The organism is Arthrobacter sp. B2a2-09, from assembly GCF_027587375.1.
In the GTDB taxonomy this organism is placed as follows: Bacteria; Actinomycetota; Actinomycetes; order Actinomycetales; family Micrococcaceae; genus Arthrobacter.
In genome coordinates, this window is record NZ_JAMXIC010000002.1 from 79,277 (window position 1) to 101,721 (window position 22,445).

Here is a 22,445-nt window from a genome sequence, read left to right on the forward strand (position 1 = left end):
AAGGAGACGGGAGGACGAACAACGCGGGTATTTGGATGTGGAGGCGCTGGCCGAAGAGTTGCTGGCTCCGGCCAGTGTCTTCGCCTTTCTGGCCAAGCATCGGGGACGTCTCTTCCCGGATTCCATGATGGAGGACCTCTTTCCATCGCGGCGGGGCCGGCCTTCAGTTCCGGCGCCGGTGGTCGGGTCGGTGCTGGTGTTGCAGACGTTGCAGGGGCTCTCTGACCGGGAAACCGCTGAGGCTTTGATTTACGATCTGGCCACAGGTTCTGGATCAGGCTGACATACCTAGGACCGGTCACAACCGATCAATCTCGATCCACGGAAGTCTTGGGGTGGGGCCCACTACAGATGCCCCCTGGGGCGAGAACATCCAATTCAGTTTGTTTGGATGACATTTCGACGGTCTCCAAACCAACATTTGAGGAGGTCTCATTTGAGATCGATCGCACCTACGAATGGGCCGGGCCGGGCGTTACGGAGGGCCACGTTACGCGTAGAGGAAGCCGTCCTGAACTTACGAGAGGGCGAATTCTCCGTCCCACTTGCCATGCTCTGCGAGGGCGCCAGGTACATGCACCGGAGCCAAAGCGCGGTCCTTGTGGCGGCCTGGCGAACCGGGTGGCGTCCAAGGGGACCTTACGAGCCCAGGAAACCCGTTTGGCAGCGGCGGGGCAGCACTAGGGTGTCGGCCGCCACTGCTCTCGTTCCTCGGTCCGTCCATACGGGACGTCTTCGCTGATAGCGACAGTGAATGTCGTGTAGCTGTGTCGCGTAACCATGATGCCCTGTCGACCCAGCTCCCGAGCTTGTCGAGAGAGGATGTCGACGGCGTTGTCCAGCTCCTTTTCGAGTGCCTTTCGTGTATTGGCGGTGACTTCCACAACGGAGTCGGAGGTCATCTTGATCATTTGGGTCTCACTTTCGAGTGGCTGGTGCTATGGCGTCCGGCTCTGTCAGGTCTGGGCGGCGTCGAGCAGAGAGTTGAAGCTGGGTTGCGGCCTGAGCCGGTTCCTGAGGACTCCAGACTTCATCCCCGTCGCTGCGGTGGTACATTTTGCGTTCTGATGTGCCGTGCGGAAGGGCCCAGAGGATATTTCCGTCGTATGTTCGATCGTCGACGCTCCCGGTCACGGTGGTTTGTCCCTTGTGGCGGATCCAGATCCGGTCGCCTCTTTTGAGCGCGGTCCAGTCTGCGACGAACGTGGCTTTCCCATGGCCGGAGTTGCATTGCCGGGCGCCGGGGGTTGGATGCGGTTGAAGGTGCGCAATGGCTATTGTCCGTTGCATGAGTATTCCTTTCTTCTGATGTTGTGGCCCCTTGTCTAGCTCGGCGGTGAGGCAGGATGTGGCTTTCGTTGCATGGGCGGTTCAGGACTGCCTTCCGTTGGAGTGGCGGTCCTGGGCAGGCATGCCCGCTGCAGGGAGAGCAGGACGACCGCTGTTCGGTGAGGGAGATCAGCGCGGAAACAGGAGCACCGTGGGCTCGTGCCCCACGTATCGCCCATCGGCGGACGATACGTGGAACATGTGCCGGCAGATCGGATCGCAATCGTGATACGTCCACCGAATCGGCCGGACTCCCTGCGCCCGGCTTTCGGGCTTCCTGTTGCGACGGAGTGCGGGAATCCGACCGAAGACACGGTTCAGGCCCCTTCTAGTCGACGGGGTCGGCGGACTCGCGACCCCTGTCCTCGTGCAGATATCGGGCGTAGGCCGGGACGGTGAGGAAGGGGACGAAATCCTGCCCGAGGGTCACTTCTTCGAAAATGTCCCGGGCATCGACGAAGCGGTCCCCACTGGAGCGTTCCAGTTTGGCAAATTCCCCGTTGATGGTTTCGAGGATCCACGTCCTGGTGATGACCATTCCCGTCTGGGTGATGGCTCCGGTGTGGATCCATTGCCAGAGCTGGGAGCGGGAGATTTCCGCGGTGGCGGCGTCTTCCATGAGGTTGTGGATGGCGACGGCGCCGTTGCCGCGCAGCCAGGACTCGATGTACCGGATGCCCACCTCGATGTTGGTCCGGATGCCCGCCTCGGTGATGGTGCCGCGGGTGGCTGCCACGTCCAGCAGCGCAAGGTCATCCGGTGCGACGTCCTCACGCAGCCGGTCCTGCTGGTTCGGACGATCGCCGAGTACGCCGTCGAACACTTCGCGGCACAACGGAACCAGGTCCGGGTGCGCAACCCAGGAACCGTCGAAGCCGTCGCCGGCTTCGCGGGTCTTGTCCGCACGGACCTTTTCGAACGCTGCCGTGTTGGCAGCCTCGTCCTTGCGGTTGGGAACGGCCGCGGCCATGCCGCCGATCGCCATGGCGCCGCGGCGGTGGCACGCCCTAACCAGTTGCTCGGTGTAGGAGCGCATGAACGGGGCGGTCATGGAGACCTGGGCGCGGTCCGGCAGCACGAAGCGGGGGCCGCGGGTGCGGAAGTTCTTGATCACGGAGAAGATGTAGTCCCAGCGGCCGGCGTTCAGGCCCGAGGCGTGATCGCGCAGCTCGTACAGGATCTCTTCCATTTCGAACGCCGCGGTGATGGTCTCGATCAGGACCGTGGCGCGGATGGTGCCCTGCGGGATACCGAGGAGGTCCTGGGCCTGGATGAAGATGTCGTTCCAGAGGCGGGCCTCCAGGTGGTTCTCGATCTTGGGCAGGTAGAAGTACGGGCCTTTGCCCTGGGCGAGCAGGCGGCGGGCGTTGTGGAAGAAGAACAAACCGAAGTCCACCACGCCACCGGCGACGGGCTTCCCGTCGATGAGCATGTGCTTCTCGGGCAGGTGCCAGCCGCGCGGCCGCACCACGATGGTCGGCAGATCCCCGGCGGCACGGAGCTTGTATTCCTTGCCCTCGGGCGAGGTGAAGTCGATGCGGCGTTCCAGGGCGTCCGTGAGGTTCAGCTGGCCCTGGATGACGTTGCGCCAGGTCGGGGTGGAGGAGTCTTCCATGTCGGCCAGCCAGACCTTGGCGCCGGAGTTCAGCGCGTTGATGGTCATCTTCCGGTCAACCGGCCCGGTGATCTCCACGCGGCGGTCCTCCAGGCCCGGGGCCGGAGGAGCGACACGCCAGTTCGGGTCATTGCGGATCCACGCGGTCTCGGGAAGGAAACGCGGATCCTGACCTGTGGAAACCTGTTGCTGTTTCTCCTCCCGTAGCTGCATCAGCCCGGAAAGCCGGTCTTCCGTTGCGAGATGCAGCCGTGCCACGAACTCGAGGGCATCGGGTGTGAGGACTTCGCTTTGGCGGCCGATGGGCTGGGCAGTCAACGTAACCCCGTTAAGGGTGAAGGTGTCGGTGAAGCTATTCATGGAGGGCGCTCCTGATTCGGGTGGAGTTTGGATGGCCCTGCGGCCAAGGCCTGAAACCAGGTCGCCTTGGCCGCAGGGGCGGGACCGGGACGGGACGGAGGGGCCGTTAGTGGAACTGGCCTTCTTCGGTGGATCCCACCAGGGCCAGGGTGGATGCGTTCGGGTTGAGCGCAGTAGCAATGTCGTCGAAGTAGCCGGTGCCGACTTCGCGCTGGTGCTTGGTTGCGGTGTAGCCGCGGGACTCGGAGGCGAATTCCTTTTCCTGGAGTTCGACGTAGGCACTCATGCCTTCACGGGCGTAGCCGTGGGCGAGGTCGAACATCGAGTAGTTCAGGGCGTGGAAGCCGGCCAGGGTGATGAACTGAAAGGTGAAGCCCATGGCGCCGAGTTCGCGCTGGAACTTCGCGATCGTGGCGTCGTCCAGGTGCTTGCGCCAGTTGAACGACGGCGAGCAGTTGTAGGAGAGCATCTGATCCGGGAACTCGGCCTTGACGGACTCGGCGAACTTGCGGGCAAGCTCAAGGTCCGGGGTGCCCGTTTCCATCCAGATGAGGTCCGAATACGGGGCGTAGGCCTTGGCGCGGGCGATGCAGGGTTCGATGCCGTTGCGGACCTTGTAGAAGCCCTCAGCCGTGCGTTCGCCTGTGGTGAATTCCTGGTCGCGCTCGTCGACGTCGGAGGTAATCAGGGTGGCTGCCTCGGCGTCGGTGCGGGCGATGATCACCGAAGGGGTGCCCGCGACGTCGGCCGCGAGACGGGCGGCGTTCAGGGTCCGGACGTGCTGCTGGGTGGGGATGAGCACCTTGCCGCCGAGGTGGCCGCACTTCTTCTCGGAAGCGAGCTGGTCTTCCCAGTGCACGCCCGAGGCGCCGGCCTGGATCATGGATTTCATGAGTTCGTAGGCGTTCAGGGGGCCGCCGAAGCCGGCTTCGGCGTCGGCGACGATCGGGACCAGCCAGTCCTCGACGGTCTGGATGCCTTCGGAGAATTCGATCTGGTCGGCGCGGAGCAGGGCGTTGTTGATGCGGCGGACGACGGTGGGGACCGAGTTGGCCGGGTAGAGCGACTGGTCCGGGTAGGTGTGGCCGGAATTGTTGGCGTCGGCGGCTACCTGCCAACCGGAAAGGTAGATCGCCCGCAGCCCGGCTTTGACCTGCTGGACGGCCTGGTTACCGGTCAGGGCACCGAGGGCGTTGGTGTACTTGCCTTCTTTGTGCTCTTCCGTGAGTTGCTTCCACAACTTCTCGGAGCCGCGCCTGGCCAGGGTGTGTTCTTCGGAGACGCGGCCGCGGAGGCGGACGACGTCGGTGGCCGAGTAATCGCGGGTGACGCCTTCCCAACGCGGGTCGGCAGCCCACTCAAGCTCCAGGTTCCTGGCGTCCAGCGCCATGGTCTGCTGATTCTGTTTCTGCGTCATGTGATGTCTCCTTCTACGGTGGTGGATGCTGATTCCACTTTGGTTATGGTCCCGACCGCCATTCGGGGGCGGCATACGGGCGAGTCTCCCGCTCTACAGTCCCGGGATTCGCCGGAGCCGTCGGTTACGCGGTTGGGGACGACGGTGGTCGTGGTACCGCCGCCGGTCCCGGTGTCCTGGTTCGCGATACTTCCTGATCCTTTGGGGAAGCAGGATGTCCACATTGGTGCCGGACAGGGTGGAACGTTCGTACCGGCGTCGTGGCGTTCGTCGACGATGTCGTCGACGTGACCATCGGCAGAGAGCGATGCGACGGTCACACCCACCCTGGGCGGCGGACAGGCGGGGGCAAACTCGGTGCTGCGGTGGACAATGCCGCTGGCCCCTTCCGGCGGAAAGGGGACAACAGCAATGCCAGCGCACCGCCGCCAGCTCCCCGGCCCATAAGCACGGACAGGGTCGGGGCCTGGAGACCGATCAGCGAACATCTTTGTTCCTCCGGAGTGAAAAAAATGTGACCCGAAGCACTGGCTCACTGGACTATCCTCTAGTACAGCTGGTGACCTTGTCAATACTCCTCCGTGTAGACTTGTGTCAAGACGTTGTATTCGAGGGGGCACAGTGAAAGAAAACCGGGCGGCAGAGCCTTTAAGCCGCGTCCCCAGGCCGCGTCTCTATGAGCAGCTTGTGAAACAGCTGCTGGACTATATAGAGGTCCAACAGTTGGGCCCAGGGGATCTGTTGCCGGCGGAAAGGGACTTGGCGGAGAGGCTCGGTGTGTCCAGGGCCACCCTGGTCCAGGCCCTGGTGGCGTTGGAGGTTCTAGGAGTCATCGACGTGCAGCACGGCACCGGAGCCGTGCTCGTGCACCGGCCCAGGATTGCCACAGTGATCAAGAGCCTCAGGGAGCATCGGAACAGGCTTCCGGAAATCGTTGAGGCGAGAAGTACGCTCGAAGTGAAGCTCGCAGGCCTCGCCGCGATCCGGCGCACCGATGCCGATCTCGATGCCATCGACTCAGCGTTGGAAGCGATGGCCGTCGACATCGCAGGAGGCGGACGGGGCCTGCAGGGTGACGAACTGTTCCATCAGGCGGTCACGGCGGCAGCCCATTCCGCGGTCATGGCCCAACTCATGACCTTCATCGCAGAAATGATTCTGGAGACCCGTATGGAATCCCTGGGCCAGCCAGGACGCCCGGAGCAGTCCCTCGCCTCCCACCGCAAGATTGCCGATGCAATCCGAGTGCAGGACCCGGATGCCGCAGCGGAAGCGATGCTCTCCCATATCGAACTCGTTTCCGACGTTGAACTGCTGAGGTAAGAATCGTCTTCTGTGGAGCCTGGACCGCCGATCACGGTCTTGCGCCAACCCTGCGAATAGAGATCTCCTATCCTGCGAACACAAATACACAATGCAAACTGTTTTACGAGCGATGCGTCGCGAACATCTGCCAAATCCATCAACAGCCGGAATCCGGGGTCCGCAAACATGATTCGAGGGCTCTCATCGGATGGGGTGGCAGGACATGACCAGGGCAGCCTTCCGAGCGTTCGGGGACCCGGCGCCCCGTCTCAGTTAGGGTCAGGTTATGGAATCTGCTGACATCACTTTCCGAACCCGCAAATGGGTCCGCCCGGAAGACCTAAATGCTAACGGGACGCTCTTTGGCGGAAGCCTGCTGAAGTGGATTGATGAGGAAGCCGCGATTTATGCCATCCTGCAGTTGGGCAACGGCCGTGCAGTCACCAAATACATCTCGGAGATCAATTTTGTTAGTTCTGCCGTACAGGGGGACCTGATTGAGATGGGATTGACGGCCACCCGCTTCGGGAGGACGTCTCTGACCATGCGGGCGGAGGTCCGAAACATGATCACCCGGCAAAGCATCCTCACAATCGAAGAGATCATCTTCGTAAATCTCAGCCTGTCAGGCAAACCGGAGCCTCACGGCTACACGGACATCAGCTATGACCGCGACCGCATCCCCAAACACCACCTTACGGAAACAGTACAGCCCCAGCGTCATGACCTGCCGGAAGGGCCATAGGTCTGCGCGAACCCGCGCGGTATCCCACGGTTCGCGACCGAATCCCTCCCGCGTAAGCACCCGTCATCCTTCGGCAGTCTGGGCACCCTGAAAGTCATGCGCTTCTCAGCCCTGGCTGCCGGCCCATAGATCTCTTTCTTGCAGTATCCGGGTCAGCGATGGGCTAGCGATGATCCGACTCCACGCACCGGTTCCGCTCCCAGGATGCATGCTTCGAAGCGATCACTGTGAAGGTGTCTTTTCACTGGACAACCGGACAGTCCCGACGAACCGGCCAGCCTGCCCAACACGGCCCCGGGTGGACCGAAAGCCCTACCCCGGCTGGACAGCCTGGAAACCCAACAAGTGGACATCCGGTCAGCGACAAGGCCGGGTCGCAAACCGACACCTCGAGGCGACCTGTCCGGCCAACCGATGCGCGTTCGCTCTCGTGGGTGCCTCGTTACTTCCGCCCGGCCCGTCCCTCGGCTCCCGACCTGAAATGCACCCTCTCGATGTCGCACCGGGACCGGGGCTTCTCTGGCGCTAGGGGGAAGACCGGCGTAGCGTCCATTAAAACCATGAAGGCGGCGTTGGGCGCTGGGTGTCTCAGGCCTTCTCGTCAAGGAGCTTGGATGGCAGGGTGGAACGCTGATACGGCCGCTGGGCCGTTAGGTGCCGGGACTGTCACTTTGGTGGAGGGCACGTCCTTCTGTATCTCGTCGCCGAACGGCGATATCCATCCTGAATCTCCGCACGGGGTTTTCTTCGAGGACACCCGCATCCTGTCCGGCTGGAGCCTGACCATAAATGGTCGCGGGCTGGAGCCGTTGGCTGCGGAGACGAAGGAGCCGTACCGGGCGCTGTTTGTCTCCCGTGTTGCCCGCTTGGACGGGTACGCGGACAGCCCGCTGCTCGTGGATCGGCTGCGCGAGGTGGGCGCGGGGATCCTGGAGCAGATCACGGTACGGAACTATGGCCTGGATCCTGCGGAATGCGTTGTTTCCCTGAGCATCGAGTCCGATTTCGCGGACCTTTTCGAGGTGAAAGAGGCGCGGATCCTGCGGCGCTGGGATGAGACCCGATCTCCGCATCGCGACGCGCTGACCATCCGGGCAGCGTGGCAGGATACCCGGAAGGGCGTCGTCATCCAAGCGGCGGGGGCCGATGTCACGGCTGAGGCCCTGACGTACCGGGTGGTTGTCCCGCCCCACGGGCAGTGGAGCACGGCGGTCAGCGTGGTGCCCCTCGTTGACGGAATCAACCCCGGAATGCTGTTTGTGCATCCGGCCGCCGGTGAGCTGTCCCCGAGTGACCGGCGCCGGCAGGAGTGGGTGGCCAAAATCCCGGTGCTGCAGATGGGAAACCGCTCCATCGAACGGACGTTGCGGCGCAGCTATGACGACCTGGGCGCCCTGCGCATCGAGGATCCGAACCATCCGGACCGTGTGGTGGTGGCCGCCGGGGCGCCCTGGTTCATGACCCTGTTCGGCCGGGACTCGCTGTTGGCCTCGCATATGGCGCTGCCGGTGGACCCCTCTCTGGCCCTGGGGACGCTTCAGACGCTGGCGGACCGCCAAGGCACCGTGGTGGATCCGATGAGCGAGGAGGAACCGGGCAAGATCCTGCACGAGGTCAGGCTCGGTGTCTCCAGCGGACTGTCCCTGGGTGGCAAGTCCGCCTACTACGGCAGCGTCGACGCCACCCCGCTGTTTGTGGTGGTGCTGGGGGCGGTCAGCCGCTGGGGATTCGCCAAGGACACCATCGCGGCGCTCCTGCCGCACGCGGACCGGGCGCTGGCGTGGATCCGGGACTACGGGGATAAGGACGGCGACGGGTTCGTCGAGTATGAGCGCCTCAATGACCAGGGTCTGATCAACCAGGGCTGGAAGGACTCCTGGGACGGGATCAACTTCGCCGACGGGACCCTGGCGGAGCCGCCGATCGCGCTCTGCGAAGTGCAGGCATATGTCTACGCCGCGTACATGGCCCGCGCCTGGATGGCGTACGACGCCGGTGACGCGGCGTTCGCGGGCGAACTCGTCGGCCGGGCGGCGCAATTGAAGAAAAAGTTCAACGAGCAGTTCTGGATCCCCGAGCGCGGCTACTACGCCATCGCCCTCGATGGCAAGAAGCGACAGGTCGACGCATGCGCGTCCAACATGGGCCACTGCCTGTGGCTCGGCCTGGTGGATGAGGACAAGGCCCCACAGGTGGTTGAACGGCTGATGTCCCCGGAGATGTTCAGCGGCTGGGGCTTGCGGACCCTGGCCAGCGACATGGGCGCTTACAATCCCGCCAGCTACCACAACGGATCGGTATGGCCGCACGACAATGCAATTATCACGCTCGCGTTGATGCGCTACGGGTTCGTGGAGCAAGCGCAGCGGATCGCGACCGCCCTGCTGGAAGCGGCCGAGTACTCCGGCGGCCGCTTGCCGGAGCTGTTCTGCGGCTTTGGTCGGGAGCATTTAGCCGCACCTGTGCCCTATCCGACGGCGTGCTCGCCGCAGGCGTGGGCAGCGACCACACCGATTCATCTGGTGACGAGCCTGATGCGCTATGACGCGCACGTATCCCAAGGCGGCCTGTGGATGGACCCGGCACTCCCGAAAACCTACGGCGGCCTGCACATCAAAAACGCGCCTCTGGCCGGGGGGCGGATCACCATCGACGTTGCCGGTTCCAGGGCTTCAGTCCACGGGCTGCCGGAGGGCATGGTGTTCCACCGCGGGCACCGACCGTGGATGGCCGAACTTGTTGAGCAGGCCAAAGTGCAGCAGAGGACAAAGCAGAGATAAATGGTGGCCGCTGAAACCTTCGACGCGGGAACCGGCCCGAGGAGGATCGCTACGGAATTCACAACAGGATCGGGTAGCGGCGCTCCGGCTCGCGCCGGGCCTACGATTGGGTGGTCATTCAGCGGCCCATCGTTGCCAGGAATCGACGCCGCTCGGCCGGCAAAACCGACAAGTCCACTGCGGTTGCGCCCAGGCAGCGCAGGAACTCCATCTTCGCGATCTCAGCCTTCACCCAGGCGACCCCTGGGCCCCCGGGCGTGGTAGATTCCGTCGAAACAAACCGCCCGGACGCGGTTCGCAGGAATCCGGTACACGATTGCAACAAGTGATGTTCAGAAAGGGTGAGCCATGGTTACCTCGCACTTTCAACAATTCCTCAGCGAAGCAACCATCCGGGATCCCGAGGCGGCCCAGCTTGGTGGGCCCGGAGAGCTTCTACGGCCTGTACATCAGCTGGTGCCTGCTCCACAAAATAAACCCGATACCGGACACCGAATTCCGGGTTGCCATGCGCCGCCGCCGCATCGATGTCCACCACAGCGGCCTGGCCATGACCGGACCTGCCGCGGCCGACTACATCCTCGCCACCCGCCCCGACACCGACTGAACGCCCGCACCGCCCCACGACCCCGCATGTCAGAATAACGTGTCGCGCAGCCGCAACGGCCGGTAGCCTGTGGGCCCGAGTTGGGCCAGCTCACCTTCGATGTCGACGTCGATGGATCCGAAGAAGTTGATGTTCTCGCTGTGTGCCGGGGAGATATGGGTCAGCAGCTCGTCATCAATGCGCCGCCCCGCAGTCCGCATCGACTCGACGGCCAGGCCGTAGTACTCCGTGGTCCACGCGACGACGGCGTTCGTGACCAAGGTCAGCGACCATGCCTGCTCGCTCTGCTGCTCCAGGTGCCGGGCCCGGATGGCGCCCTCGTGCGCGTAGAGCAGGTCCCGTTTGAGTGCGTGGAGGGACTCTCCCTTGTTCAACTGCCGGGAGATCTTGCGCCGGTAGGCAGGGTCGGCCAGGTAGCGGGCGGCGTAGATGGTCCGGCAGCGCCCCGTACTCTTTCAGGGCCGCCGCCAGCGCGTTCTGCCTGCCGGAGGCGGAGAGCTTGCCGACCAGCAGGGACGAGGTGGCGTGCCCGAATTTCAGCGACCCGGCCAGGCGCAGCAGATCATCGTAGTGCTCGGTGATCAGGCCGGTGTTCAGTTTGCGTGTCAGCAGCGGCCCGGCGTTCGGGTATCCGGCATCGGCCTGCGGGCGGGATCCCATGCGGGTGAGGGTGATCTTGCCCAAATCCCGGATGCGGGGCGAGAGCTGGAGTCCGAGCAGGTCGAACAGGGCGAAGTTGACCAGCGTCACCCCGTGCGTGTCCGTTGCGTGCTCGGTGATGGGAATGTCGGTTGCGTTCCCCAGGATTTCATCGAGAACGTAATGGGCCTCGCGTTTCGTGGCGACGATGACCTTCGTGCCGTGGGTGGTGTGCTGGTCGGTTACGTGCGTGTACGTTGAGAGCCCTTCGTTCGCGAAATACCTGCTCAGGGCCCTGGCGGTGATGGACTTGCCGCGGGTCGGGAAGCGCTGGCCGTCGGATGAGGACAGGGTGCCGGTGCCGAACACCGGGGCCAGCGGCAGCCGTTGGTGGTAGTCGATGAGCGCCAGGTTCGCTGCGCGCAGCGTCTCCTCCCGGACGTACCACTCGGCGGTCCAGGCCAACACGTCGTAGGAGATCCCGCACGCGTCAGCCATCCGCGTGAGTCCGAGGTTGGTGGAGTTGCTGATCAGCACTGCGATCAGGTTCCGCTTCAACTCCGGGCTACGGGCCTGCTTGCCCCCGGCGTGCGTGAAGCAGTCCAGGTAGCCGATGCGCTTGTCGAGCTCGATCAGCAACGACACGATCGGCGCGAACGGCAGCATCTGGGTCAGCTCCGCCTTTAACACCGTCGCCTCGGCCGGCACGTCCTCTGCCGACAGCGGCGAGATCACCAGATCACCGTCCTCGTCCAGGCGCACCGGTCCGTCTCCGGCGGCTAGGACCACCTCAAGCTGCCCGAGCGCCTCGCCCAGTTCGTCCTCGGCCGCGGCCAGCGCACGCGCGGGGTCGGCGGCCTTGCCCACCAGCTGACAGAACTCCGTGCGCTGCAACCCCCACTTTTCCGGGGTGAGCAGGTAGGCGGCCGGGTCGGAGTAGCGGCGCGAGCCCGGCACGAACACATCCCCGCTGCGCAGTCCGTCGCGCAGGGCCAGCAGCGTGCACAGCTCCCAGTAGTGCCGGTAGGCGCTGGTGTTGCCGGACGCGGCCGCGGTCTCCAGGTAGCCGCGCCACCGCGCGGGCACGAACCCGGCCGGCGCATCGGCAGGGACGCGGCGGGCGCCGGTGGCGTTGAGTCCGCGCAGGATATCCACAGCATCGAGCAGTCCGGCCGCGGCGGTGCCGCCGGCGAACGTCACCGCTGCCAGGACCTGCGGGGTGAACTGCCGCAGATACCCGTAGGAGCCGTCCAAAGCCGCCAGGTGCCCGTAATCGCGCGGCAACCGCGGAACGGCCTGCGCCACCGCGGCCCGCAGGCGGGGCCACCCGATCCGGTCGCCACGGATCAACCCGCCGATCTGCTCATCGGGCACGGCCGGGTCGGTGATGATGGCCAGCAGGGCCTGCCGGTCCTCCCCGGCTTTGCCCCGTTCGGCCAGTGCGTCGCGCATCGTCCGCCCGGCCTTGCTTTCCCGTGCGGAGACGGCCTGGTCAAAGAGCTGCACGACCTCATCGAGCACATCGGTAGCCGACTGTCCCAGCGCCGTAAGCAGGATCGGGTAGCGGCGTTGCGGATCGCGTCGTTCCAGCGCCTGTGCGGTCAACCGGCGCCCGACCGTGGTAAGGAATCGACGCCGCTCGGCCGGAAGCACCCGACAAGTCGAGGGTGTCCGCGCCCAGGCCGCGCAGGAATTCCAGCTTGGCGACCTCGGCTTTCACCGCGGCCGGGGATGCCTCGACGGGGCCTGTCGACAGCCACCGCAACCGGGTCATGCCGATCCCGGGGTCGGTCACCAGCAGCGCGTCCAGCGCGGTGCACCGGGCGTCGGTAAACTCGGCCGCCAGGCGGTCGAACGTCTCCCGCTGCGCCTCGGTGCGAGCATGCCCGACCCGTTCGAGCACGGTCACCGGCCCGGGCCTGAGCACCCGTGCCGAGATCAAGTACTCACATCCCAGCCGGAACAGCAAGGTCGGCGAGTCGTGCTCCAACGCCCGGGCCAGCAGGAACTCGTCCAGCTCCTTGAATTCCATCGTGGTGGGCAGCCGCCAGCCCAGATATTTCGCGACCAGCCGCAGGTGCTCGGTCCGGGTCTTTGCCCGCCGCCCGTACGACCGCAACTCGTCGGGGTCGACGCCGAGCTGCTCAGCCAGCCGGGCCACCGCCACGGGCGGGGCGCAAGACACCTTGTCCGGAACGAACCCCAGCCACGGCAACGTGCACAATGCCACCGCCAAGCCGAGCCGGTCACCCGGCCCGCGCCCCCGGCCCGGGTCGAGGAACGCGACATCCGCCGGGGTCAGAGTGAAGAACCGGTACAGCTCGTCCCTGCCGATCTCCGGAAACCCCCGAAGCCGATCGAGCTCTTCATCCGAGAGCACCTGCGTAGCCAAGAACGACCTCCAACGAGCCCACAAATTCCCAGCTCAGAAGCCTACCCCAGCCATATCCGCCCGATTTTCGGCCGATACTACGGCGACCTGCGGGCACTTCCCCGAGTGGTTCAGTGAGAACCTGGCGTTCACCGATCGGCATCCCGGTTTTGGGATCGATGATGATGTCCTGGGGGATGTGCGAAGCGTTCTCGACCCGGCCGATGGCTATGCCCTTGTACCCATCAAGGGCGGCTTGTTCATCGGTCACTGTCACCCCAGGTATCAGGGCTGCTGCCTTATACAGTGCGGCTCTGAGTTCGCCCGGCACGACTCCCGTGCGCAGGAGGTCTGCGATGAACACCAGTGCCTGGCCCTCAACCGACTGGCCCTGCCTGGCAGTCTTTTTGTAGGTGTCCTCCAGGAGCGTTTTCGGATTCCGCGGCAGCGAGTCCAGAGAGGCGGGGGAAGGGAACGAGGACGCCCGGCCGGCGGAGGCTCCGTTGGGCCCGCGCAGCACCCAGTCCGTTCCTGTTGAGGCTGGCCAGTTCGCCCGCGATCGGACCCGTTTCGTCGTCGTAGCGGGTTGTGAAGGTGGCCGCCTGGTACTCGCTCGTCCGTTCGAGTCAGCGTGCCGTCAGTTCTCCCGTGGCGATAAGGGTGGTGGCCTGCCGCCAGGCCCCCTTGTCCGCCAGGTTCCTGCCGAAATGGACACGGATTTGCGCGTCTGTGGGTTCCATCCTCGGATGCTACCGGCGCCTGCCGCTGCATTGCAGCCACAACGACACAGCACGCAACCTCCCACCTGCAGGCCAGCTCCTGCGGTGTCTAGGGCAGGTATCGCAGTCCCTTGGCTTCCAGACGCGCGCGCATACCGTCCTGAAGGTCAAGACTTAGAGGATCCGCCGATTGGTCAGGGTCTGCGGTTTGGTCTGGTGTCCCAGCGGTGGGTGGTCCAGGCTTCGCGGATGATTCTGCGGATGACGATGATGCTGTTGGCTAGTCCGATCAGCGCGTTGATCACGGCGGTGCGTCGTTCGGTGCAGATGGCCAGTTTCCTGAAGCCGCGGTTGTGCCAGGAGTTGGTGCGTTCGACGACCCAGCGTTTGCCTACTTGGATCGGTGCCGGCTTGCCTTTGGTGGCGATCTCGGCGGTGCACCCGAGTTCGGCGAGCAGCTCGCGGGTCTTGCGGGAGTCGTAGCCGGCGTCCAGGTGCACCGTGATGGTGGTGGGCAGGTGGAACCCGAACCGGCACAGCTTTTCCAGGGTTGGTCGCAGCAGTGGTGAGTCGTGTCGGTTCGCCGGGGCCACCACGACACCGAGCGGGATGCCTTTCCCGTCTACCAGGACGGAGCGTTTGGTGCCTTGTTTTCCGCGGTCCACCGGGGACCGGCCCGCGGCCTCGCCGCCGCAGGGGGCCTTGACCAGGCACCCGTCCACGGCGAGGTCCTCGAACTCGATCCCCACGATGCGGTCGTAGGCCTGAAGGCAGATCTGTTCGAGGTCCTCGAAGACGCCCGCGGCGATCCACTCGTCGCGCCGGCGCCGGATCGTGGTGGCCGAACAGGTGGTGTCGGCGATTTTCTCGTAGGCTGCACCGAGCACCAGGACCTGGACGAGTTTCCCGAAGACGATGTGATCCGGGATCCGGGGCCGGTGGCACCCCAGCGGGTGCTCGCGGCGTACGGGTGGGATCAGGGCCTCGAATTGGGCCCAGAGCGGTTTCATGACGGATGATGGGAGGGCAGGCACGAACTTCCTGAGCTAAACGCGTTTCTAGACAATCCGTGTTTAACAGGATTCGTGCCTGCTTTGTCCGTTAATGACGTGCCCCCGCTGCTTAATGACGCACACCGACCCGCCACCAAACGGCGGAACCTCTTAAGTCGCCCTGGGCGTAGAGCGTGCGTTTCTGCTCCTCATCGGCCTCTCGGCGCATGGCCGCGTCGAGCACAGTGGGCGCGTCCTCGCGCCTGACTACGCAGACACCGTCATCGTCGGCGACGATGACGTCCCCGGGGGAAATCAGGCGGCCGCCGCACACGATCGGAACCTGCACGTCGGCGGGACGAAGGACGCCGGAAGTTACTGACAAACGAGGAGATGCTCGACCGCCTCACCGCATTTGCCAGTGGCGAACGACCCGCACCACCCCGACCAGAAGATTAACTTTGCAGACTCCTGACTAGAAATCCTGGCGCCGGTGTTCGCTGCCGTGCAGGATTCCGACGCCGGGCGCCGCGCGTCTGGATTGACGTGCGGGGGTCAGCTGAATGTCAGGCCGGCCCAGGCAGTGGCGACCGGCGTGATGCCACCAAACACGGCTCTGAACTCTTCCTCGAGCAGGGCCCTCACGGACAGTTCGTCGGTATCTTCCTTGTTTTCCTCAATGCGTGAATCGGACATCGCGTCTCCTTGATAGATGCACGTAGAACGGAGCACTCGATGGGTCCGCGAGACATGCGGTGTGTGTTAAGTGAGTGAGCGCACCGTGGATTGTGTGGAGGTGTCTTTTTCCTCTACGGGCTCTCAGACGGATGGGTAGAGGGCTAATTCGGAGATGGTCCCGTGTGGAACCTCGTGGGAAAGCTCCACGGTGAACGTCTGGTGGTCATGTCGGGTCACCAGCACGCCGCGCCCGGGCTCCTTGAGAGCTTCCCGAATTGCTCCCACGACGGCCCGGTCGAGCTTGTTCTCGAGCTCCTTGCGATGGGCGATCCTGACCTTTACGGCATAACTCATCTTCTGGTCAATCATTGTGTTTCTTCTTCTGATCGGGGTTATGGGGTTAAGGGGTTAAGACGAGCTTGCGGGGGGCGCCTTGCTGCTGCAGCTCCCAAGCCCGCTGGCAGTCGGCGAGCGGGAGCGGAGTCGTGTCGACGGTCAGTGCGCCGGTGGCGGCGAGCTCGGTTAGTTTCAGGTAAGCGTCTCGGCGGACGTGGACCGGCGGGTCGACGTGGGCGAACCCGAGGAGCTCCAGGCGTGCTCCTCGGACGATGCTGGCGGGCAGCTCGATGGTTGCGGCGGCGGATTGGCCGATCTGGATGTGACGGGCGCCCCGTGCGGCGACGTGCATAGCCGCGAGGGCCGGGTCGCCCCAGACCGGGTCGATGATGATATCGAAGCCGTGGCCACCGGAGGCGTCGCGGAAGGCGCCCGCCAGGTCCGTGTCCGGTGAAATCGTCACCGTGGCGTCGGCGCCGTGCTCGCGGGAGCGGGCGAGCCGCTCGGGGTCCCGGTCGGCGGCGACCACCTTGGCCGCGCCGAGGGCTTTGGCGAGCTGGACGGCGACCGATCCGAGAGCGCCGGTCGCGCCGAGCACCAACACGTTCTGGCCGGGCTGAAGGTCCGCGCGCCAGGTGAGGGCAAGCCAGGCGGCCAGTCCGGTGTTGCCGAGCGCGGCCGCGGTAATGTCGTCGACGCCGTCGGCGAGGTCGAGCAGGTCGTGCTCGGCGACGAGCGTGCGCTCGGCCCAGGTGCCGTGGGGCGCCACCGGTGAGGTGAAGAAGACCCGGCGGCCGGTGGCGGTCCGGCCTACGCCGTCGGCCCCGATCACGTACGGTAGAGTGCCCGGGTCGCCATAGGCGCCGGAGGCCTTGGCCAGGTCAAGATGGTGGACGCCGGCCGCGGTGACGTCGACGACGACATGTCCGGTGCCGGGCTGGGGATCGGGAAAATCTGCGTAGACGGGCTTAGTTCCGGTTTGGGTCAGAACGGCTGCTTTCATGGTGTGCTCCTTCGTGTCTGGCTTGGTGTGGGCGGTCCGCACTCGGTGATGTGCGCCGGCGGGGAGGGTCAGCTCGGCCGGTCGGTGTCGGCGGAGATGATCTGGACGCTGATCGATCCGAGGCCGCTGATCTGCCCATTGAGCTGGTCGCCGACGTGCATCCAGGTCCCGGTGCTGAGTCCGACCCCGGCGGGGGTGCCGGTGAGCACAATGTCGCCCGGTTCGAGAGTTACGTGCTCGCTGATCCGGGAGACCAGCTCGGGCACCGGCCAGATCAGGTCGGAGGTGTTGGCGTTCTGTCGGAGTTCGCCGTTGAGCCAGAACTGCAGCTGCAGGTTGGTGTCGTCGATGAAGCGGGCAGGCACGATGCCGGGCCCGAGCGGACAGCTGTCGTCGAAGACCTTGCCACCGAAAAGGTCGAACCTGACGAGGTGCTTGGGGTGGCGCTGCCAGTCGCGGGCAGAGAGATCCAGAGCGATCGTGTAGCCGGCGATGTGCTCACGGGCCCGGTCCACCGGAATGTGCCGGCCGCGTCGGCCGATGACGAATGCCAGTTCGAGCTCGTAGTCGAACTTCTCGGTCTGGGTGGGGTAGTGGACGGATCGGCCCTGGCCGACGAGGGTGGTGGTGGGCGGTTTGAGGAAGAAGACCGGGATGTTGTCCTCTTTCGAGAAGCCCGTGTGGCCACCATCGTTAATGACGTGGTCGTAGTAGTTGGCGCCGGTGCAGATGACCTTGTTCGGGTATCGCAGCGGGGTGAGCCAGTCCTCAGGCTCGGTCGGCTCGTCGACCGGACCGACTGCACTGCTCGAGAGGGCTTCGACGGCTGCGAATAGTACGGGCTCGGCGGTTTCCCAGTTGGCGAAGACGGTCATCAGCCCGGCTGCCGGATCGGTAGCCAGTATCTCGGGGGCGAGGTCGGCGAGCCGGTACAGGGGGCCGTCAGGGAGTCGGATCACGGGGGTGGGCGTTCCATCGATCCGGACGGTGGACAGTGAGAACGTCACGGGGTCTGCTCCTTGATTTGCGCCGTGTTGATTTGTGTCGTGCCAGCGGTGGCCGCACTGACCGTCAACATCCAGCCGTCGACGATCGCTTCGATGGTCCCGGTGGGCCGAGACATCAGGTCCCGGGCGAGGGCGCGCACCTGATCGCGTTGCGGGGGTGACAGGTACTCCACCGGGGAGGCGCCGTCGACGCGGGCCAGCGCGAGCAGCGGCACAAGAGCCGCGACGCGTCCCATCAGGTCCGCCGGCAGTTCCCAGTCGATGTGTCGGGCGTAGCTGTCCAGCAGCAGGCGGGCGGAGCGGTACAGCCGCTCAGTGTGGTCCGGCAGAATGATCGCCTTGAGCAGCAGGTGGTTCAGGCAGAACGCGAGATCGAACGCCGGGTCACCGAACCAGCCGCACTCGGCGTCGAGCAAAACCGGACCGTGCGGACCGAGAAGAATGTTCTTGGGGCTGACGTCACCGTGCACCACCGCCAGGTGCGTGCCCGCGGTCACCGCGGCGAGCCCCTCGATCCGGTCGGCCAGGTCGGGATTCGCCCGGGCGGTGACCCGGAAGTACGGCTCGATGCGTAGGGCGTAGAAGTTGTCGTCGGTGGCGAACGTGCCCTGGGCAGAGGGGTTCTTGGCGCTCGCTGCGTGCAGCCTGCCGACCAGGTCGCCGACGGCGTGCGCGACGGCCGGGTCGACGTGCCCGCCAAGGAGCTGGGCCTTCCAGACCGGGTAGTCCTTGGGCGGGAGGAATTGCATCGCGAACAGTCCGGCCTGCTCGTCGTAGGCGAACACCTGCGGGACCTGCGTGGGAGCGACGGTGCCGGCGAACAGCAGCCACTCGTACTCGACCCGGTTGCGGGAGGTGGGCGCGAGCCACTCCTGCGCGACCTTCAGCTGCGCCAGCGCTCCCTTCACGCAGAGGGTGCGACCCGGGAGGTCCACCTGCCAAAGGTCCGAGCTCACGCCACCGGTCAGGGGGGTCAGTATCGCAGTCTCCGATGGCCGCATCAGTCCGTGGCGGAGCAGGAAATCCTGCACGCGGGCTTCGGGCTCGGCGCCGCTCACTGGACAGACACCGCGGACGGGGCCAGCATGGGCAGATTACTGAAGCCCAGGGTGGAGTCTTCGGCGATGCGCACCAGCTGGTTGTATTTGGCCAGTCGCTCGGAGTTCCGCACGGACCCGATCTTGATCTGCCCGGACGCGGTCCCGACAGCGAGGTCGGCCAGGAAGTCGTCCTCGGTCTCCCCGGATCGGGCTGACACCACCGGGGCGTAGCCGGCGGCGCGCGCCTCGGCGACCACGTCGAGGGTGCCGGTCAGTGTGCCGTTCTGGTTGACCTTGACCAGGACGCCGTTGGCAACGCCGCGGGCGATGCCCTTGGCGAGCCGTTGGCTGTTGGTGGTGAACAGATCGTCGCCGATCAACCTGATCCGATGTCCCAGGCGCTTGGTCAGCGCCTGCCAGCCTTCCCAGTCCTCCTCGTCGAGCGGGTCCTCGATCGAGACGATCGCGAAGCGGTCGACCCAGGACGACACCATGTCGATCATCTCGGCGGTGCTGAGATGCCGTTCCTGCCGGCGCAGGTGGTAGTCACCGGCGTTGCTGTCGTACAGGGAGGTCGCTGCGACGTCGATGGCGATGGCGATGTCGGTGCCGGGCTGAAGACCTGCGGCCTCGATGGATTGGGTGATCAGCTCGAGGGCTTCCTCGCTGGTGCGGCAGGCCGGGCTCAGGCCGCCCTCGTCGGCCAGCAGGGTCGGCAGTCCCCGTTCCGCGCAGAGGGTGGCGGCAGCTGCCCGGACGCGGGAGGTGAGCTGGATCGCTTCGAGTGTGGAGGTGGCCGCGACCGGTACGGCCAGGAAATCCTGGACGTCCATGCCGCGGCCGGCGTGGAGGCCGCCGGAAAGGATGTTGACCATCGGCATGGGCAGCACCGGCTCGTCGACGTCGGCGAGCTGGGCGATCCGCCGGTACAGCGGCAGCCCCCTGGCCGCGGCGGAGGCGCGGCAGACCGCCAGTGAGGTGCCGAGGATGGCGTTGGCGCCGAGCCGCGACAGCGTAGGGGTCCCGTCCAAGTCCCGCAGTCGCTCATCGATGGTCCGCTGGTCTTCCACGTCGAGGCTGCGCAGCGCGGTTGCGATCTCGCCGTTCACGTGGTCGACTGCGGCGGTGACGCCGAGGCCGTCGAACACCGACCGGTCGCCGTCGCGCAGCTCGTGGGCCTCGTGGGTGCCGGTTGAGGCTCCGGAGGGCACGGAGGCGCGGGCCATGGCGCCGGTGTCGAGGACGATGTCGACCTCGACGGTCGGGCGGCCGCGGGAGTCGAAGATCTGGCGGCCGTGAACGGTGCGGATGGTGCTCAAGAGGACACTCCTGTGGTCAGGGGGGACGGGGTGTTGCAGGGGTAGCGAGCTGGTTCGCCGTGCAGGACGCGGACGACTTCCTCGGCGGCGCTGCGGCGCAAGTCGATGACCGACGCGTCGGAGGCGAAGGCGATGTGCGGGGTGACGATCACCCCGGGGTGGGCCAAAAGCTCGGCGGGAACCGTCGGCTCCTCTTCCAAGACGTCCAGGCCTGCTCCGCCGAGATGCCCGGTTTGCAGGGAGGCGAGCAGGGCGTCCGTGTCGATCAGTCCGCCGCGGCTGACGTTGATCACGAAGGCGCCCGTCGGCAACAGAGCTAGCTCCCGTTCGCCGATCAAATGATGGGTGTGCGGCATCAGCGGCGCGTGCAGGACGACAATATCGCTGGCGGCGAGGAGGCCGTCAAGGGGCATTACCTCGATGCCGCCGGTGTCGGCCGGAGGGTGCGGGTCGCTGATCACGACGCGGGCTCCGAGCGCCCGCAGCTTGGCCGCAGTGGCTCTGCCGATCCGGCCGTATCCGACGACACCGCAGGTCAGGGTGGACAGGCGCCGTAGCCGCACCCCGGCGGGGTTCCATCTGCCGGCACGGACCTCGCGGTCGGCGGCGACCAGGCCGCGGGTCCAGGCCAAGGCCAGCCCGACGGCGTGATCGGAGACCTCCGCGACGCAGTAGTCCGGGACGTTTGTGACCTGCACACCGCAATCGGTGGCGGCGGACACTGCGATGTTGTCCAGGCCCACCCCCATCCGAGCGACGACGCGCAGCGGGGCCGAGGACACGATCGCTTTAGCGGACACGGTGGCCCAGCAGGTGAGGATGGCGGCGGGCTGGTGTTCGGCGACCAGGGCGTCGATGGTCTCGACCGGTGCCGGGTCGGCCGGGCCGACGACGAGGCGGAAGCCGGCGCCTTCGAGGATGCCTCGTTCGATGCTGTCGTCGGGCCAGGCCCGGTCGGTCAGCAGGACGGTCTGCTGTGGGGTCATGACGCGTGCTCCTTTTTCGTGGTCCGGTCTGGAACGGCCGGGTTTGGTGAGGATCGGTTTTGATGGAATGTCTGGTCCACGCACCGCGTGATCTGTTCGCCGAGCCCGGTCACCGACGCCTTGACGGTGTCTCCGGCGCGCAGAAAGCGGCCGTGGTGGAGGCCGAATCCGGCGGGGGAGCCGGTGCACAGCAGGTCGCCGGGGCGAAGCCGGATGTGTTGGGACAGGTACGAGAGCTGTTCGGGAATGCTGAACACCATGTCGTCGGCGGTGTCATCTTGCATGAGTGTGTCGTTGAGCGACAGCCGCAGCCGCAGGCCGGAGGGGTCGGGGACCTGCCAAGCGGGAACGAACCACGGTCCGAGAGGGAGTGATCCCCGCAAGCTCTTGCACTGCAACCAGTCGCTGCCTAGGGCGGGCAGGTCCGGCCGGATGACGCGGGAGCGGATCGTCAGGTCATTGACCACGCAGTAGCCGGCGATGGCAGCGTGCGCCTCGGACGGTGTTAGCCGGGAGCCGGACCCGCCGATGACGGCACCGATCTCGACCTCCCAGTCCAGGGTGTCCACGTCCGGATCCAGCTCCAGTTCACCCAGAGGGGTGCCGACCCGGTCGATGCTGGTCAGACAGATGTAGGGGCTGCCGTCGCGGCGTCGCTGCATCAAAGCCTGCGCCATGGCGGCGCGCACGCGATCGGCGTCGCCCGGGTCAGCGCCGTCGACGGCAGCCTCGATGGCTTGCCGCCGATAGTTGCCGATGGTGCAGAACAGCTGTGCGGGCCGCAGCGGTGCCTCAAACAGCAGCGTGCCGGCCGGCAGGCCGTGCTCGGCGATCGCCTCGGCAGTCTGTGGAGACTCGGTCAGTCGTCGAAGCTCGGCGTGGTGGGCGCCCCACTGCCGGATTAGTTCGGTGATTGAGGCGAACCTTGCGCACGCCCAGTCCGCCGCCCAGGTCCGCAGTGGGAGGGCGCGGTCGCGATGGACCAGCCAGACCGCCGTCGTCTCCACCGCGTGAGCTGTCTGGGCCAACACGATCCCCGTGGGGGCAAGGTCGGCTTGTCTGCCGTCATCTTCAAGCATGTGCTAACGATAGCATAGCGGGTTTGGGATTTCACCCCTCTCGAGCTGCAGGCTCGCCCGCGTTGTCAGGGGCGGCTCACAGGGTGGCCCATTGACAGGGCAGTCTGGTCGAGGGATA

Annotated in this window: 20 protein-coding genes and 1 pseudogene; 5 read left to right on the forward strand and 16 right to left on the reverse strand. The window is 65.6% G+C overall.

From position 1 onward, the window contains the following. The first annotated feature begins 37 nt into the window (after positions 1-37). Positions 38-283: a transposase gene (locus NFJ07_RS02475; RefSeq protein WP_442865271.1), complete on the forward strand. Its 246-nt coding sequence runs from the start codon at positions 38-40 to the stop codon at positions 281-283. Between the two features lie 397 nt (positions 284-680). On the opposite strand, the gene NFJ07_RS02480 is transcribed toward NFJ07_RS02475, so the two are convergent. The 3 genes from NFJ07_RS02480 to aceA all read right to left on the reverse strand — a co-directional run bounded on the left by NFJ07_RS02480 (position 681) and on the right by aceA (position 4,721). Beyond that, the gene (locus NFJ07_RS02480; RefSeq protein WP_269992248.1) at positions 681-911 is read right to left on the reverse strand and encodes a hypothetical protein; all 231 of its coding nucleotides are present in this window, start codon (positions 909-911) and stop codon (positions 681-683) included. A 746-nt stretch (positions 912-1,657) separates the two neighbouring features. Next, positions 1,658-3,304, reverse strand: coding sequence for a malate synthase A (gene aceB / locus NFJ07_RS02485; protein ID WP_269992250.1), 1,647 nt, complete (start codon positions 3,302-3,304; stop codon positions 1,658-1,660). A gap of 106 nt (positions 3,305-3,410) precedes the next feature. Then, complete coding sequence (gene aceA / locus NFJ07_RS02490; protein WP_269992252.1) at positions 3,411-4,721, reverse strand: isocitrate lyase; 1,311 nt, start codon at positions 4,719-4,721, stop codon at positions 3,411-3,413. A gap of 621 nt (positions 4,722-5,342) precedes the next feature. Here aceA and NFJ07_RS02500 point away from each other — a divergent pair. The 4 genes from NFJ07_RS02500 (at position 5,343) to NFJ07_RS02515 (ending at position 10,158) form a co-directional block, all read left to right on the forward strand. Next, positions 5,343-6,044, forward strand: a complete 702-nt coding sequence (locus NFJ07_RS02500) for a FadR/GntR family transcriptional regulator (protein ID WP_269992254.1) — start codon at positions 5,343-5,345, stop codon at positions 6,042-6,044. Positions 6,045-6,312: 268 nt separating this feature from the next. Further along, positions 6,313-6,771 (forward strand): acyl-CoA thioesterase, encoded by a 459-nt coding sequence (locus tag NFJ07_RS02505; RefSeq protein ID WP_269992256.1) that lies wholly within the window; start codon positions 6,313-6,315, stop codon positions 6,769-6,771. 614 nt (positions 6,772-7,385) lie between these two features. Continuing rightward, positions 7,386-9,551: an amylo-alpha-1,6-glucosidase gene (locus NFJ07_RS02510; RefSeq protein WP_269992257.1), complete on the forward strand. Its 2,166-nt coding sequence runs from the start codon at positions 7,386-7,388 to the stop codon at positions 9,549-9,551. A 415-nt stretch (positions 9,552-9,966) separates the two neighbouring features. Continuing rightward, positions 9,967-10,158, forward strand: coding sequence for a hypothetical protein (locus NFJ07_RS02515; protein ID WP_269992258.1), 192 nt, complete (start codon positions 9,967-9,969; stop codon positions 10,156-10,158). Positions 10,159-10,187: 29 nt separating this feature from the next. Here the strand turns inward: NFJ07_RS02515 and NFJ07_RS02520 are convergent. From NFJ07_RS02520 to NFJ07_RS02580, 13 genes and pseudogenes are all read right to left on the reverse strand, one after another. Continuing rightward, positions 10,188-12,402, reverse strand: a pseudogene (locus NFJ07_RS02520) (Tn3 family transposase). After that, a complete protein-coding gene (locus NFJ07_RS02525) occupies positions 12,308-13,189 on the reverse strand; it encodes a DUF4158 domain-containing protein (protein ID WP_269992259.1) in 882 nt (293 codons plus the stop codon). Before NFJ07_RS02525 ends, NFJ07_RS02520 begins: the two are co-directional and overlap by 95 nt. Next, positions 13,164-13,688, reverse strand: coding sequence for a hypothetical protein (locus tag NFJ07_RS02530; protein ID WP_269992260.1), 525 nt, complete (start codon positions 13,686-13,688; stop codon positions 13,164-13,166). The genes NFJ07_RS02525 and NFJ07_RS02530 overlap by 26 nt, the downstream gene beginning before the upstream one ends. A 393-nt stretch (positions 13,689-14,081) precedes the next feature. After that, positions 14,082-14,921: an IS5 family transposase gene (locus NFJ07_RS02535; RefSeq protein ID WP_269992261.1), complete on the reverse strand. Its 840-nt coding sequence runs from the start codon at positions 14,919-14,921 to the stop codon at positions 14,082-14,084. 88 nt (positions 14,922-15,009) lie between these two features. Beyond that, entirely contained in the window at positions 15,010-15,264 is a 255-nt protein-coding gene (locus NFJ07_RS02540) for a hypothetical protein (RefSeq protein WP_269992262.1), read from the reverse strand. Between the two features lie 170 nt (positions 15,265-15,434). Beyond that, complete coding sequence (locus tag NFJ07_RS02545; protein WP_269992264.1) at positions 15,435-15,575, reverse strand: hypothetical protein; 141 nt, start codon at positions 15,573-15,575, stop codon at positions 15,435-15,437. A 123-nt stretch (positions 15,576-15,698) separates the two neighbouring features. Continuing rightward, positions 15,699-15,926, reverse strand: a complete 228-nt coding sequence (locus NFJ07_RS02550) for a hypothetical protein (RefSeq protein WP_269992265.1) — start codon at positions 15,924-15,926, stop codon at positions 15,699-15,701. A 31-nt stretch (positions 15,927-15,957) separates the two neighbouring features. Next, positions 15,958-16,896 carry a quinone oxidoreductase family protein gene (locus NFJ07_RS02555; protein ID WP_269992266.1) on the reverse strand — a complete coding sequence of 313 codons (939 nt, stop codon included), beginning with the start codon at positions 16,894-16,896 and terminating at the stop codon, positions 15,958-15,960. Positions 16,897-16,964: 68 nt separating this feature from the next. Continuing rightward, positions 16,965-17,903: a fumarylacetoacetate hydrolase family protein gene (locus NFJ07_RS02560; RefSeq protein WP_269992267.1), complete on the reverse strand. Its 939-nt coding sequence runs from the start codon at positions 17,901-17,903 to the stop codon at positions 16,965-16,967. After that, entirely contained in the window at positions 17,900-18,961 is a 1,062-nt protein-coding gene (locus NFJ07_RS02565; RefSeq protein WP_269992269.1) for a phosphotransferase family protein, read from the reverse strand. Before NFJ07_RS02565 ends, NFJ07_RS02560 begins: the two co-directional genes overlap by 4 nt. Continuing rightward, the gene (eno, locus tag NFJ07_RS02570; protein ID WP_269992272.1) at positions 18,958-20,262 is read right to left on the reverse strand and encodes a phosphopyruvate hydratase; all 1,305 of its coding nucleotides are present in this window, start codon (positions 20,260-20,262) and stop codon (positions 18,958-18,960) included. Before eno ends, NFJ07_RS02565 begins: the two co-directional genes overlap by 4 nt. Further along, a complete protein-coding gene (locus NFJ07_RS02575) occupies positions 20,259-21,248 on the reverse strand; it encodes a C-terminal binding protein (RefSeq protein ID WP_269992273.1) in 990 nt (329 codons plus the stop codon). The genes eno and NFJ07_RS02575 overlap by 4 nt, the downstream gene beginning before the upstream one ends. Continuing rightward, positions 21,245-22,327 carry a fumarylacetoacetate hydrolase family protein gene (locus NFJ07_RS02580; RefSeq protein WP_269992275.1) on the reverse strand — a complete coding sequence of 361 codons (1,083 nt, stop codon included), beginning with the start codon at positions 22,325-22,327 and terminating at the stop codon, positions 21,245-21,247. Before NFJ07_RS02580 ends, NFJ07_RS02575 begins: the two co-directional genes overlap by 4 nt. Positions 22,328-22,445: the final 118 nt, after the last annotated feature.

Bases quoted from the DNA above. Each gene is read 5' to 3' on its own strand.
- NFJ07_RS02480 (WP_269992248.1), bottom strand. From the start codon at position 911: ATGATCAAGATGACCTCCGACTCCGTTGTGGAAGTCACCGCCAATACA.
- aceB (WP_269992250.1), bottom strand. From the start codon at position 3,304: ATGAATAGCTTCACCGACACCTTCACCCTTAACGGGGTTACGTTGACT.
- aceA (WP_269992252.1), bottom strand. From the start codon at position 4,721: ATGACGCAGAAACAGAATCAGCAGACCATGGCGCTGGACGCCAGGAAC.
- NFJ07_RS02505 (WP_269992256.1), top strand. From the start codon at position 6,313: ATGGAATCTGCTGACATCACTTTCCGAACCCGCAAATGGGTCCGCCCG.
- NFJ07_RS02510 (WP_269992257.1), top strand. From the start codon at position 7,386: ATGGCAGGGTGGAACGCTGATACGGCCGCTGGGCCGTTAGGTGCCGGG.
- NFJ07_RS02545 (WP_269992264.1), bottom strand. From the start codon at position 15,575: ATGTCCGATTCACGCATTGAGGAAAACAAGGAAGATACCGACGAACTG.
- NFJ07_RS02550 (WP_269992265.1), bottom strand. From the start codon at position 15,926: ATGATTGACCAGAAGATGAGTTATGCCGTAAAGGTCAGGATCGCCCAT.
- NFJ07_RS02555 (WP_269992266.1), bottom strand. From the start codon at position 16,896: ATGAAAGCAGCCGTTCTGACCCAAACCGGAACTAAGCCCGTCTACGCA.
- NFJ07_RS02575 (WP_269992273.1), bottom strand. From the start codon at position 21,248: ATGACCCCACAGCAGACCGTCCTGCTGACCGACCGGGCCTGGCCCGAC.
- NFJ07_RS02580 (WP_269992275.1), bottom strand. From the start codon at position 22,327: ATGCTTGAAGATGACGGCAGACAAGCCGACCTTGCCCCCACGGGGATC.